This window comes from Pseudomonas sp. GP01-A4, from assembly GCF_058780865.1.
Map to the genome: position 1 here is coordinate 30,458 of NZ_JBYSWF010000029.1, position 12,753 is coordinate 43,210.

Sequence of the window (12,753 nt, forward strand, 5' to 3'; positions counted from 1 at the left end):
TTCGACGGAGAACAATAATGAGCAACGCCCCGGTAATCGGCCATTACATCAACGGCCAAGTGCACGACAGCGCCAGTGAGCGTTTCAGCAATGTGTTCAACCCGGCCACCGGCGAAGTCCAGGCCCGCGTCGGGCTGGCCAGCCAGAAGACCGTCGATGAGGCCGTGGCGTCGGCGCTGAAAGCCTTCCCGGCGTGGTCCGAGCAATCGTCCCTGCGCCGTTCGCGGGTGCTGTTCAAGTTCAAGGAATTGCTCGACCAGCACCACGATGAGCTGGCTGAAATCATCAGCCGCGAACACGGCAAAGTGTTCTCCGACGCCAAGGGCGAAGTCACCCGTGGTATCGAGATCGTCGAGTTCGCCTGCGGTGCGCCAAACCTGTTGAAAACCGATTTCAGCGACAACATCGGCGGCGGCATCGACAACTGGAACCTGCGTCAGCCACTGGGCGTGTGCGCCGGCATCACCCCGTTCAACTTCCCGGTGATGGTGCCGTTGTGGATGATCCCGCTGGCGCTGGCCACCGGTAACTGCTTCATCCTCAAGCCGTCGGAGCGCGACCCGTCCGCCAGCTTGCTGATGGCCCGCCTGCTGACCGAAGCCGGGCTGCCCGACGGTGTGTTCAACGTGGTGCAGGGTGACAAGAGCGCGGTAGACGGCCTGTTGCAGCACCCGGATATCGAGGCGATTTCGTTCGTCGGTTCCACCCCGATTGCCGAGTACATCCACCAGCAGGCCACCCAGCGCGGCAAGCGTGTGCAGGCATTGGGCGGGGCGAAGAACCATATGATCGTGATGCCCGACGCCGACCTGGATCAGGCGGCTGACGCCTTGATCGGCGCGGCTTACGGCTCGGCCGGCGAGCGCTGCATGGCGATCTCGATTGCCGTGGTGGTGGGCGATGTCGGCGACAGGCTGATCGAAAAACTGCTGCCGCGTATCGACCAGTTGAAGGTCGGCAACGGTATGCAAAAAGACAGCGAGATGGGCCCGCTGGTTACCGCCGAACACAAGGCCAAGGTCGAAGGGTTTATCGACCAGGGCGTGGCCCAGGGCGCGAAGCTGATCGTCGACGGTCGTGGCTTCAAGGTGCCGGGCGCGGAGGGTGGTTTCTTCGTCGGTGCGACCTTGTTCGATAACGTCACCACCGAAATGAGCATCTACCAGCAAGAGATTTTCGGGCCGGTGCTGGGCATCGTGCGGGTGGCGGATTTTGCCAGTGCCGTGGCCTTGATCAACGCCCATGAGTTCGGCAACGGCGTGTCGTGCTTTACCAGCGACGGCGGCATTGCCCGTGCCTTTGCCCGCACCATCAAGGTCGGGATGGTCGGCATCAACGTGCCGATTCCGGTGCCGATGGCCTGGCATTCGTTCGGTGGCTGGAAGCGCTCGCTGTTCGGCGACCACCACGCCTATGGCGAAGAAGGCATTCGTTTCTACAGCCGCTACAAGAGCGTCATGCAACGCTGGCCCGACAGCATCGCCAAGGGCCCTGAATTCAGCATGCCAACCGCCAAGTAACGTTTTCGAGTGTGGAGCACAACAATAATGAAGTCGCCTCTACGTTTTGCCCTGAACCGCATGGTCGCCCCCAGCCTTTCCCTGCCCGATTTTATCCAGCTGGCGGTGACCCTGAAATGCGACGCCATCGAGATCCGCAACGACCTCAAGGGCATCGAGATTGAAGACGGCACCCCTGCCAGCCGCGTGCGCGAATTGTGCGCGGTGCATGGCATCACGGTGCTGTCGATCAACGCGCTGTACCCCTTCGATGTGTGGGATGACGAGCGCCGCGCCCAGGCCATCAAGCTGGCGGCCTATGCCCGCGAATGCGGCGCGCAGGCGTTGGTGATGTGCCCGTTGAACGACCGCGCCGACTCGCGCAACGAAGCCCATCGCTCGGCCGGTTTGCGCACCGCCTTGAGTGAACTGGCGCCGATCCTGCGGGAATACGGGATTCTCGGTTTTGTCGAACCCCTGGGGTTTGAAGAATGCTCGCTGCGCCGCAAACGCGTGGCCGTGGATGCGATCAAGTCTGTCGGCGGCCTGGATGTGTTCCGCGTGGTGCATGACACCTTCCACCACCACCTGGCCAGTGAACATGAGTTCTTCCCCGATCTGACCGGGCTGGTGCATATCTCCGGTGTGGAAGATGCCGACGCACCGCTGAACTCGATCCGCGACGGCCACCGCGTGCTGGTGGGCGAGGCTGACATCCTCGGCAATGCCGCGCAGATCGACACGCTGCTCAGCACCGGCTACAGCGGCCACCTGTCGTTCGAACCGTTCGCCGAAAGCGTGCACGGCCTGGCCGATATCAAGCAGGCATTGGGGGCGAGCATCGCCCACCTGCAGAAACGATAAGGAGCACCCCATGACCACAACCCGATTGACCATGGCCCAGGCCCTGGTGAAGTTTCTGGATAACCAGTACATCGAAGTCGATGGTGTGCAGAGCAAGTTTGTCGCCGGCATCTTCACGATTTTTGGCCACGGCAATGTGCTGGGCCTGGGCCAGGCCCTGGAGCAGGACAGCGGCGACCTGGTGGTGCATCAGGGCCGCAACGAACAGGGCATGGCCCACGCGGCGATTGGTTTTGCCAAGCAGCATTTGCGCCGCAAGATCTACGCGTGCTCCTCCTCGGTGGGGCCGGGTGCGGCGAATATGTTGACCGCCGCGGCGACCGCGACCGCCAACCGGATTCCGTTGCTGCTGTTGCCCGGTGATGTCTACGCCAGTCGCCAGCCCGATCCGGTACTGCAACAAATCGAACAGTTCCACGACTTGAGCATCAGCACCAACGATGCCTTTCGTGCGGTCAGCAAATACTGGGACCGCATCAACCGCCCGGAACAGCTGATGACGGCGGCGATTCACGCCATGCGCGTGCTCACCGACCCGGCGGAAACCGGCGCCGTGACCCTGGCCCTGCCGCAGGATGTACAGGGCGAAGCCTGGGATTACCCGGATTACTTCCTGCAAAAACGCGTGCACCGTATCGACCGCCGCCCGGCGACCGAAGCGATGCTGGGGGATGCCGTGGCGGCGTTCAAGGGCAAGCGCAAACCGCTGATCGTGTGTGGCGGCGGGGTCAAATACTCCGGGGCGAATGCCGCGCTGCAAGCCTTTGCCGAACGCTTCGACATTCCTTTCGCGGAAACCCAGGCGGGCAAGAGTGCGGTGGTTTCAAGCCATCCACTGAACCTCGGCGGTCTTGGTGAAACCGGCTGCCTGGCGGCGAACCTGCTGGCACCCGAGGCGGATCTGATCATTGGTATCGGCACGCGCTATACCGATTTCACCACGTCGTCGAAGTCACTGTTCAAGCATCCTGAGGTGCAGTTTCTCAACCTGAATATCAGCCCGTGCGACGCACTGAAACTCGATGGCGTGCAGTTGCTGGCGGATGCCAGGGTCGGCCTGGAAGCACTGGCTGAAGCCTTGGGCGACTACCGTTCCAGCTGGGGGGATCAGCCACGGGATGCCAAGGCGCAATTGGACGTCGAAGTCGACCGGATCTACCAGGCGGAATACCAGACTGAAAACTTCGTCCCTGAAATCAACGACCACATGGACCCGGCGGTGCTGCGTGAGTTTATCGAGCTGACCGGTTCCTGCCTGACCCAAAGCCGCGTACTCGGTGTGCTCAACGAAGCCCTGGCCGACGACGCAATCATCGTCGCCGCTGCCGGCAGCCTGCCGGGTGACTTGCAGCGCAGCTGGCGCAGCAAGGGCGTCAACACCTACCACGTCGAATACGGTTATTCGTGCATGGGCTACGAGGTCAACGCCGCATTGGGCGTGAAGCTGGCCGAGCCCGAGCGCGAGGTGTACGCACTGGTGGGCGACGGCTCGTACATGATGCTGCACTCGGAGCTGGCCACCTCGATCCAGGAGCGGCGCAAGATCAACGTGGTGCTGCTGGACAACATGACCTTCGGCTGCATCAACAATTTGCAGATGGAGCACGGCATGGACAGCTTCGGCACCGAGTTCCGTTTCCGCAACCCCGAGACCGGCAAGCTCGACGGCGGTTTTGTGCCGGTGGACTTCGCCATGAGTGCGGCGGCCTATGGTTGCAAGACCTACAAGGTCAACACCGTGGAGCAGTTGCAGGCGGCGCTGGCCGATGCGCGCACGCAAACCGTGTCGACGCTGATTGATATCAAGGTCCTGCCGAAAACCATGATCCACAAATACCTGTCGTGGTGGCGCGTCGGTGTGGCGCAGGTGTCCACCAGCGCGCGCACCGATGCGGTGGCCAAACAACTCAATGAACGCCTGGCCAAGGCCCGGCAGTACTAATAACAAGAGGAGTGTTTTCATGTCTTTGAAGTTGGGTGTTATCGGTACTGGCGCCATCGGCCAGGATCACATTCGTCGCTGCAGCCAGACCTTGCTCAACAGCCAGGTGGTGGCCGTGACCGACATCAACCTTGAGCAGGCGGCCAAGGTCGTCGCTGACCTGAAACTCACCGCCGAGGTGTACCCGGACGGCTACGCGCTGATCAATTCGCCGCAGGTCGAGGCGATCCTGGTGACCTCATGGGGCCCGAGCCACGAAGAATTTGTGTTGGCGGCGATTGCGGCCGGCAAACCCGTGTTCTGCGAGAAGCCGCTGGCGGTGACTGCCGAAGGCTGCCGCAAGATCGTCGAGGCCGAAGTGGCCCACGGCAAGCGCCTGGTGCAGGTGGGTTTCATGCGTCCGTATGACCAAGGCTATCGCGCCTTGAAAGCCGTGATCGACAGCGGCCAGATCGGCGAGCCGCTGATGCTGCACTGTGCCCACCGCAACCCGAGGGTGGGTGAGAACTACAAGACCGACATGGCGATCACCGACACCCTGATCCACGAGCTGGATGTGTTGCGCTGGTTGCTGGCCGATGACTACGTGTCGGTGCAGGTGGTGTTCCCGCGTAAATCGAGCAAGGCGCTGGCCCATCTGCGTGACCCGCAGATCGTGCTGCTGGAAACCGCCAAGGGCACGCGCATCGATGTGGAAGTGTTTGTGAACTGCCAGTACGGCTACGACATCCAGTGCGAAGTGGTGGGGGAGACCGGTATTGCGAAATTGCCGGAGCCGTCCCAGGTGCAGATGCGCAGCGGGGCCAAGTTGTCGAATGCGATCCTGATGGATTGGAAAGACCGGTTCATCGCGGCGTATGACGTTGAGCTGCAGGCGTTTATCGACGGTGTAAGGGCAGGGCAAGTGGGGGGGCCGTCGGCGTGGGATGGTTTTGCAGCGGCGGTGGCGGCGGATGCGTGTATTGAGGCGCAGAACAGTGGGCAGATTGTGAAAGTGGGCCTGCCACCCCGTCCGCATTTCTACGGCTAACCACAACCCTCACTGATGTAACGCAGTCAGTGTGGGAGCGGGCTTGCTCGCGAATGCGGCCTTTCAGTCAACATTTGCATCGACTGACCCACCGCATTCGCGAGCAAGCCCGCTCCCACATTTGACCGAGTTCCTACCTCAAATTCGGGAGATCTCAAGCATGCGCATCGCATTAGACCCCTACATGTACCGCCACCTGCCCCTCGGCCAAATGGTCGACAAGGCCGCCGAGCTCGGCTACCAGCACATCGAACTCTCGCCCCGGGAAGACTTCCTGCCGTTCTACAAGGCCCCCCGGGTCGACCGCGCGCGCATCAAGGAATTTCGCAAGGCCCTGAGCGACGCCGGCGTGCAACTCTCATCCCTGCTGCCCATGTACCACTGGGCCGCCGCCGACGAAGGCCTGCGGGTTGCCGCCGTGCGCAACTGGAAGCGCGCGATCCAGATCGCCGTGGAAATGGACTGCGAGCTGGTCAACACCGAATTCACCGGCCAGTCCGACAACCCGTTGGTGTGCGAAAACCAGTTCATGCGCTCCATGGACGAGCTGATGCCGGAGTTCGAGCGCGAAGGCATCAAGCTGGATATCCAGGCGCATCCGTACGACTTCTGCGAGCGCAACAACGAGTCGGTGGACATCATTCGCGGCCTCGACCGCGACTGGATCAACTACCTCTACGCCGCGCCGCACACGTTCTTCTATGACGACGGCAAGGGCGATATCGCCTCGATGCTCAAGTACGCAGGCTCCAAACTCAGCCACTTGATCATCGCCGACACCTACAACCACCGCGCTTCGTCCAACCTGCGCTACATCGTCAACCCGCCGGGCGTCACCGCCACCGTGCACCAGCACCTGGACATCGGTCAGGGCGAGGTCAACTGGGAGGCGTTTTTCGGCACCCTGCGGGAAATCAAGTTCGACGGCATTGCCACGGTGTCGGTGTTTGCCTGGGAAGACCGGCCGGATGAGTCCAACCGGATGATGCTGGAGCGGGTGACCCGCGAGTTGTGCTGTTAGACCGTTGTGGCTTGCCCTGTGGCGAGGGAGCTTGCTCCCGCTGGGGGGCGAAGCGCCCCCAAAAGCTTGCGACTGCTACGCAGTCGAGCGGGAGCAAGCTCCCTCGCCACAATTAACCAAGGAGTATTTGTATGCGAATCGGACTGGTTGGATACGGCAAAGGCGGCCGTGTATTTCATGCACCCCTGATAGCCAGCCTGCCGGGGGCGACCTTTGTCGGCGTGGTGACGCGGTCACCCGAACGTCGCCAGCAACTGGCGACGGATCACCCCGGAGTGAAGGCCTTCGACAGTATCGGGCAGATCACCGAGGCCGGTGTCGACGTGCTGGTGATCTCCACCACCCTCAAGGGCCGTCCGGCCCTGGTGCTGGAGGCCATTGAGCACGGTGTGGCGGTGGTCAGCGACAAACCCTTTGCCAGCAATGCCGAACAGGCCCAGGCCTTGATCACCGCCGCCGAGCGCCAGGGCGTGCTGCTCAGCGTCTACCAGAACCGGCGCTGGGATTCGGACTTCCTGACCCTGCGCAAGCTGATCGACGCCGGAGCCCTGGGCTCCGTCACCCGCTTTGAATCCCGGGTGGAGCGCTACAACCCGGGCTCGGTGGGCAATGCCAGCGGCGGCGGCTTCCTGCGGGACCTGGGCAGCCATCTGGTGGACCAGGCCATGCAACTGTTCGGCCCGGTGGACCGGGTGTTCGCGCAGTTGCACTACACCGCCGATGAGCGGAGCGTGGACCACGGCTTCTTTGTATCGCTGACCCACGCCAACGGGGTGATTTCACACCTGTGGGGCAGCGCCCTGCAAAACAGCCAGGCCCCGCGGTTTCGGGTGAATGGCACGGCCGGTTGCTACACCATCGAAGGGCTGGACGGCCAGGAAGAGGCGCTGCTGGCCGGCAAGACCCCGAAAACCGAAGGCGAGCACTGGGGCGCTGAAGAACATCGACGCTGGGGCTGGTTCGAGCAGGGGCCGGATCGTGAGCGGGTGCCGTCGGAAAAGGGCCGCTGGAATCAGTTCTACAGTCAGTTGCAAAGCGCGGTGGACGGCCACGGCGAGTTGCCGGTGAACGTCCTGGATGCGCTGGCAACCACCCGCGTACTGGACGCCGCGCGCCTGAGTTCAGAGCGCCAGCAGGTAGTGGAAATGGCGGCTATGGAGCCTCATGGATGAAAAATAGAATAAAATTCTAAAACAGGTTGATATGGAAATTATTTTCCAATAAAGTCATTCCAGGTTGCATAAAGTACGTTCGGACTCGATTCGGGCGACTCGACAAAAACAAGATCAAAACAACCAGGTACCGTCAGATGAAAATCTTCAACGCTGTACTGCGAGTTTTACGTCCTGCCCTCCAGCCACGCGGTCTGCCCCGCGCCCGGCCGTTTTACTTTTCCCTCCTGAATGTCCTGTGCGTCGAAAGCAAGGGTTCCCTGGTGTGCTGCATTCCAGGGGCGCCGATCGTTCGACTGCCGACCGCTTCGCTCTGAAAAACGCAACGTCCACAAAACCAACAAGAAATTGGAGACAGACCGTTCATGAAGACCCCGATCCGTTTTACCGCGCTGGCCCTGTCCATGATGCTCGCCAGTGGTTTCGCCACGGCGGCCGATATCAAGGTGGGCGTGAGCATGTCGGCGTTCGATGACACCTTCCTGACTTACCTGCGTGAAGACATGGACAAGCAAGCCAAGTCCTACCCCAAGGGTGACGGCGTGCAGCTGCAGTTCGAAGACGCCCGCGCCGATGTGGTCAAGCAACTGAGCCAGGTCGAGAACTTTATCAGCCAGAAAGTCGACGCCATCATCGTCAACCCGGTCGACACGGCGTCTACCGCCAATATCAGTAAAGCGGCCCTCGCGGCGGGCATTCCGCTGGTGTACGTCAACCGTCGTCCCGACCAGACGGATCTGCCCAAAGGCATCGTGGCCGTGACCTCCAATGACGTCGAGGCGGGCCGTCTGCAAATGCAGTACATCGCCGAAAAGCTCGGCGGCAAGGGCAAGATCGTGATCCTGCTGGGTGACCTGGCGAACAACTCCACCACCAACCGCACCAAGGGGGTGAAGGAAGTCCTGGCCAAATACCCAGGCATCACCATCGAGCAGGAACAGACCGGCATCTGGCTGCGTGACAAGGGCATGACCCTGGTCAACGACTGGCTGACCCAAGGCCGTGAATTCAACGCGGTGCTGGCCAACAACGACGAGATGGCCATCGGTGCGTCCATGGCGTTGAAGTCGGCGGGCACCAAGCCGGGCACCGTGTTGATCGCCGGGGTGGATGGCACACCGGACGGTTTGAACGCGATTACCAAGGGCGACATGGCCGCGTCGGCGTTCCAGGACGCCAATGGCCAGGCCGTAGGTTCGGTGGAAGCGGCGCGCAAGATGGCCAGGCACGAGCCGGTCGAGCAGAACGTGGTGATCCCGTTCAAGCTGATCACCCCGGACAACGTCAAAGACTTCAAGTAGCCCTTAATAACAACAATAAACCGGCAGGGCAGCCACGGCGGCCCTGCTGACGGAGTACCCGATATGTTTGCTCAAGCGACTGCTTCCCAGCCTCCCGGTATCCAGCCCTTGGTACTGGAAGAACCCTATCTGCTGGAGATCTCCAACATCAGCAAAGGCTTTCCCGGCGTCGTGGCCCTGGCCGATGTGCAGCTGCGGGTGCGCCCCGGCTCGGTGCTGGCGCTGATGGGCGAGAACGGCGCGGGCAAGTCGACACTGATGAAGATCATCGCCGGCATCTATCAGCCCGACGCCGGTGAAATCCGCTTGCGTGGCAAGCCGATCAAATTCGAAACACCGCTGGCAGCGCAGAAGGCCGGGATCGCGATGATCCACCAGGAACTCAACCTGATGCCGCACATGAGCATCGCCGAGAACATCTGGATCGGTCGCGAACAGCTCAACGGCCTGCACATGGTCAACCACCGGGAAATGCACCGCTGCACCGCCGAACTGCTGACGCGGCTGCGGATCAACCTCGACCCGGAGGAACACGTCGGCAACCTGAGCATTGCCGAGCGGCAGATGGTCGAGATTGCCAAGGCGGTGTCCTATGACTCCGACATCCTGATCATGGATGAACCGACCTCCGCCATTACCGACAAGGAAGTGGCCCACCTGTTTTCGATCATTGCCGACCTCAAGTCCCAGGGCAAAGGCATCATCTACATCACCCATAAAATGAACGAAGTATTCGCCATCGCCGATGAAGTGGCGGTGTTCCGCGATGGCGCCTATATCGGCCTGCAACGGGCCGACAGCATGGACAGCGACAGCCTGATCTCGATGATGGTGGGGCGTGAGCTGAGCCAGCTGTTCCCGGTGCGCGACAAGCCCATCGGCAATCTGCTGCTGTCGGTGCGCGACCTGCGCCTGGATGGGGTATTCCAGGGCGTGTCGTTCGACCTGCACGCCGGGGAAATTCTCGGTATCGCCGGGCTGATGGGCTCCGGGCGGACCAATGTGGCCGAAACCATTTTCGGCATCACCCCAAGCTCCGGCGGCGAGATCCAGCTGGACGGCAAGACCGTGCGCATCACCGACCCGCACATGGCCATCGAGAAGGGCTTCGCGCTGCTGACCGAAGACCGCAAGCTCAGCGGCCTGTTCCCCTGCCTGTCGGTGCTGGAAAACATGGAGATGGCTGTGCTGCCGCATTACTCCGGCAATGGCTTTATCCAGCAAAAAGCCCTGCGTGCCTTGTGTGAAGACATGTGCACCAAGCTGCGGGTGAAAACCCCGTCGCTGGAGCAATGCATCGACACCTTGTCCGGTGGCAACCAGCAAAAAGCCCTGTTGGCCCGCTGGCTGATGACCAACCCACGGCTGCTGATCCTCGACGAACCCACTCGCGGTATCGACGTGGGCGCCAAGGCCGAGATCTACCGGCTGATTTCCTACCTGGCCAGCGAAGGCATGGCGGTGATCATGATTTCCTCGGAGCTGCCCGAGGTGCTGGGCATGAGCGACCGGGTGATGGTGATGCACGAAGGCGACCTGATGGGCACCCTGGACCGCGCGGATGCGACCCAGGAAAAAGTCATGCAACTGGCTTCCGGTATGACGGCGGTCCACTAACGAACAGACGGCGCCGGCCCGTTGTGGCCGGCCCAACGCGATAAAAAAGGTGAGTGGTTATGAACGCGATACTGGAAAGCAAACCCGAGGAAAAGAAGCCCGCTGCGGCGCCGGTCAAGCACCGTCGACGCATGCCCACCGAGCTGAGCATCCTGCTGGTGCTGATTGGCATCGGCCTGGTGTTTGAGTTGTTCGGCTGGATCGTGCGCGACCAGAGCTTCCTGATGAACTCCCAGCGCCTTGTATTGATGATCCTGCAAGTTTCGATCATCGGCCTGCTGGCGATTGGCGTGACCCAGGTGATCATCACCACCGGTATCGATTTGTCCTCGGGCTCGGTGCTGGCGTTGTCGGCGATGATCGCCGCCAGCCTGGCGCAGACTTCCGACTTTTCCCGTGCGGTGTTTCCGTCATTGACTGACCTGCCGGTGTGGATACCGGTGGCGATGGGCCTGGGCGTGGGGCTGCTGGCGGGGGCGATCAACGGCAGTATCATTGCGGTCACCGGGATTCCACCGTTTATTGCGACCCTCGGCATGATGGTCTCGGCCCGTGGCCTGGCGCGTTACTACACCGAAGGCCAGCCGGTGAGCATGCTCTCGGACTCCTACACGGCCATCGGCCACGGCGCGATGCCGGTGGTGATCTTCCTGGTGGTGGCGGTGATCTTCCATATCGCCCTGCGCTACACCAAGTACGGCAAGTACACCTACGCCATCGGCGGCAACATGCAGGCGGCGCGCACCTCGGGCATCAACGTCAAGCGCCACCTGATCATCGTCTACAGCATCGCCGGCCTGCTGGCAGGCCTGGCCGGTGTAGTGGCGTCGGCACGGGCGGCCACCGGGCAGGCGGGCATGGGCATGTCCTATGAGCTGGACGCGATTGCCGCTGCGGTGATCGGCGGTACCAGCCTGGCGGGCGGGGTAGGGCGCATCACCGGCACCGTGATCGGCGCGTTGATTCTCGGCGTGATGGCCAGCGGGTTTACCTTCGTCGGCGTGGATGCCTACATCCAGGACATCATCAAGGGCCTGATCATCGTGGTGGCGGTGGTGATCGACCAGTATCGCAACAAGCGCAAACTCAAGCGCTGACACGTTCCTCAAGCCCGCTCCCACATTTAACCGTTTGTCTTCTATATAGCTCCACAACACTGAATTTCTTGCTATAAACGCACTCCGATGACCATTCGCCGAGCCCGTCCTGGTGCCTTTGCGGGTTATCTTGGAAAAAATGCCTGTCATTTCAGTTGCTGAGCCCTCAAGTCGGCCTTAGACTGCCGCCCCTCGTAAATTGAGTGCCGGGTGGCGCTTGAAATGGACGGCGCCTTTCCGAGACCTGCAGAGGTCGGCCGGAACGCTCCCTTATTCGCCTTAATGCACGTATTTTTTATAGAGAAATCAATGACAAAGGAAAAGTTGCTGGCCATGCCGGCGGATGACTACATGAATGCCGAGCAGCACGCTTTTTTCGAGAAGTTGTTGCAGGACATGAAAGTGGAACACCACGAGCGCATCGAGCAGAACCGCATCGCCATTGAAAGCCTGGACACCCCGGCAGACCCGGCCGACGCTGCTTCTGTCGAAGAAGAGCGCACCTGGCTGGTGAACGCCATCGACCGCGACCAGCGCATGCTGCCGCAACTTGAGCAGGCCTTGGGCCGTATCAAGGAAGACTCCTTCGGCTGGTGCGATGACAGCGGCGAGCCTATCGGCCTCAAGCGCCTGCTGATCAGCCCGACCACCAAGTACTGCATCGAAGCGCAAGAGCGCCACGAGCAAATCGACAAGCACCAGCGTCAAGCCTGATGCGGTGAACTGCTGGAGCCGGGTTACCCGGTTCCCAGCAGAAAACAGCCGTTTCCCCCCGTTTATTGATCTGCTGCAAGCCCCCCACTAAAGGCCCATGGATAATGGCCACATAGTGGCGTCTAATGCAGTCACAATAACGACAAGCAGCGGGGTAACGAACATGGCTGGAGACGGATCTCTCATGGGCGCAGCAGTGTCACCACCCGTGGTGGCGCGACAGTTGCCCGGCTGGTTTACACCGCTCCTGCAAAGTACCGCCCTGGTGCTGTTGCTGCTGGGCCTGGCGTTCGCCCAACTCTCGATTTACCTGTGCCTGCCGGTGGCCCTGCTGCTGATCTGGCTACCTCGCCTGACACATCGCACCCCCAGCGTTGCCGCGTCCGAAGCCACCGATGCCATCGGCGAGCTGACCCGCGACCTGTCCTACACCACCAGCCATAACGCGTTGTCTGCTGCCGGCGTGGCCTATTCGGTCAAGCAACTGGCGGCCAGG

General features: G+C 61.4%; 10 protein-coding genes. All 10 read left to right on the forward strand.

Going from position 1 to position 12,753, the window contains the following annotated elements; genetic code table 11:
- Positions 1–17: 17 nt before the first annotated feature.
- The 10 genes from AC3WKX_RS17670 (at position 18) to AC3WKX_RS17715 (ending at position 12,257) form a co-directional block, all read left to right on the forward strand.
- Positions 18–1,520 (forward strand): CoA-acylating methylmalonate-semialdehyde dehydrogenase, encoded by a 1,503-nt coding sequence (locus AC3WKX_RS17670; protein ID WP_102605498.1) that lies wholly within the window; start codon positions 18–20, stop codon positions 1,518–1,520.
- Between the two features lie 27 nt (positions 1,521–1,547).
- The gene (locus AC3WKX_RS17675; protein WP_102605497.1) at positions 1,548–2,363 is read left to right on the forward strand and encodes a TIM barrel protein; all 816 of its coding nucleotides are present in this window, start codon (positions 1,548–1,550) and stop codon (positions 2,361–2,363) included.
- A 10-nt stretch (positions 2,364–2,373) separates the two neighbouring features.
- Positions 2,374–4,305 carry a 3D-(3,5/4)-trihydroxycyclohexane-1,2-dione acylhydrolase (decyclizing) gene (gene iolD / locus AC3WKX_RS17680; protein WP_102605496.1) on the forward strand — a complete coding sequence of 644 codons (1,932 nt, stop codon included), beginning with the start codon at positions 2,374–2,376 and terminating at the stop codon, positions 4,303–4,305.
- A 19-nt stretch (positions 4,306–4,324) separates the two neighbouring features.
- The gene (gene iolG / locus AC3WKX_RS17685; RefSeq protein ID WP_102605495.1) at positions 4,325–5,335 is read left to right on the forward strand and encodes a bifunctional inositol 2-dehydrogenase/D-chiro-inositol 1-dehydrogenase; all 1,011 of its coding nucleotides are present in this window, start codon (positions 4,325–4,327) and stop codon (positions 5,333–5,335) included.
- Positions 5,336–5,495: 160 nt separating this feature from the next.
- Positions 5,496–6,356, forward strand: a complete 861-nt coding sequence (locus AC3WKX_RS17690) for a sugar phosphate isomerase/epimerase family protein (protein ID WP_003214697.1) — start codon at positions 5,496–5,498, stop codon at positions 6,354–6,356.
- 131 nt (positions 6,357–6,487) lie between these two features.
- Entirely contained in the window at positions 6,488–7,528 is a 1,041-nt protein-coding gene (locus AC3WKX_RS17695) for a Gfo/Idh/MocA family protein (protein WP_102605494.1), read from the forward strand.
- 365 nt (positions 7,529–7,893) lie between these two features.
- Positions 7,894–8,829 carry a sugar ABC transporter substrate-binding protein gene (locus AC3WKX_RS17700; protein ID WP_003214701.1) on the forward strand — a complete coding sequence of 312 codons (936 nt, stop codon included), beginning with the start codon at positions 7,894–7,896 and terminating at the stop codon, positions 8,827–8,829.
- Between the two features lie 63 nt (positions 8,830–8,892).
- Positions 8,893–10,446 carry a sugar ABC transporter ATP-binding protein gene (locus AC3WKX_RS17705; protein ID WP_102605493.1) on the forward strand — a complete coding sequence of 518 codons (1,554 nt, stop codon included), beginning with the start codon at positions 8,893–8,895 and terminating at the stop codon, positions 10,444–10,446.
- 59 nt (positions 10,447–10,505) lie between these two features.
- Complete coding sequence (locus tag AC3WKX_RS17710; protein ID WP_003214704.1) at positions 10,506–11,543, forward strand: ABC transporter permease; 1,038 nt, start codon at positions 10,506–10,508, stop codon at positions 11,541–11,543.
- 309 nt (positions 11,544–11,852) lie between these two features.
- Positions 11,853–12,257: a TraR/DksA family transcriptional regulator gene (locus AC3WKX_RS17715; protein WP_003214706.1), complete on the forward strand. Its 405-nt coding sequence runs from the start codon at positions 11,853–11,855 to the stop codon at positions 12,255–12,257.
- Positions 12,258–12,753: the final 496 nt, after the last annotated feature.

What these genes read in the sequence shown, in the direction of transcription:
- AC3WKX_RS17695 (WP_102605494.1), top strand. Translation starts at nt 6,488, where the DNA reads ATGCGAATCGGACTGGTTGGATACGGCAAAGGCGGCCGTGTATTTCAT.
- AC3WKX_RS17670 (WP_102605498.1), top strand. Translation starts at nt 18, where the DNA reads ATGAGCAACGCCCCGGTAATCGGCCATTACATCAACGGCCAAGTGCAC.
- AC3WKX_RS17675 (WP_102605497.1), top strand. Translation starts at nt 1,548, where the DNA reads ATGAAGTCGCCTCTACGTTTTGCCCTGAACCGCATGGTCGCCCCCAGC.
- AC3WKX_RS17700 (WP_003214701.1), top strand. Translation starts at nt 7,894, where the DNA reads ATGAAGACCCCGATCCGTTTTACCGCGCTGGCCCTGTCCATGATGCTC.
- iolD (WP_102605496.1), top strand. Translation starts at nt 2,374, where the DNA reads ATGACCACAACCCGATTGACCATGGCCCAGGCCCTGGTGAAGTTTCTG.
- AC3WKX_RS17705 (WP_102605493.1), top strand. Translation starts at nt 8,893, where the DNA reads ATGTTTGCTCAAGCGACTGCTTCCCAGCCTCCCGGTATCCAGCCCTTG.
- AC3WKX_RS17710 (WP_003214704.1), top strand. Translation starts at nt 10,506, where the DNA reads ATGAACGCGATACTGGAAAGCAAACCCGAGGAAAAGAAGCCCGCTGCG.
- AC3WKX_RS17715 (WP_003214706.1), top strand. Translation starts at nt 11,853, where the DNA reads ATGACAAAGGAAAAGTTGCTGGCCATGCCGGCGGATGACTACATGAAT.
- iolG (WP_102605495.1), top strand. Translation starts at nt 4,325, where the DNA reads ATGTCTTTGAAGTTGGGTGTTATCGGTACTGGCGCCATCGGCCAGGAT.
- AC3WKX_RS17690 (WP_003214697.1), top strand. Translation starts at nt 5,496, where the DNA reads ATGCGCATCGCATTAGACCCCTACATGTACCGCCACCTGCCCCTCGGC.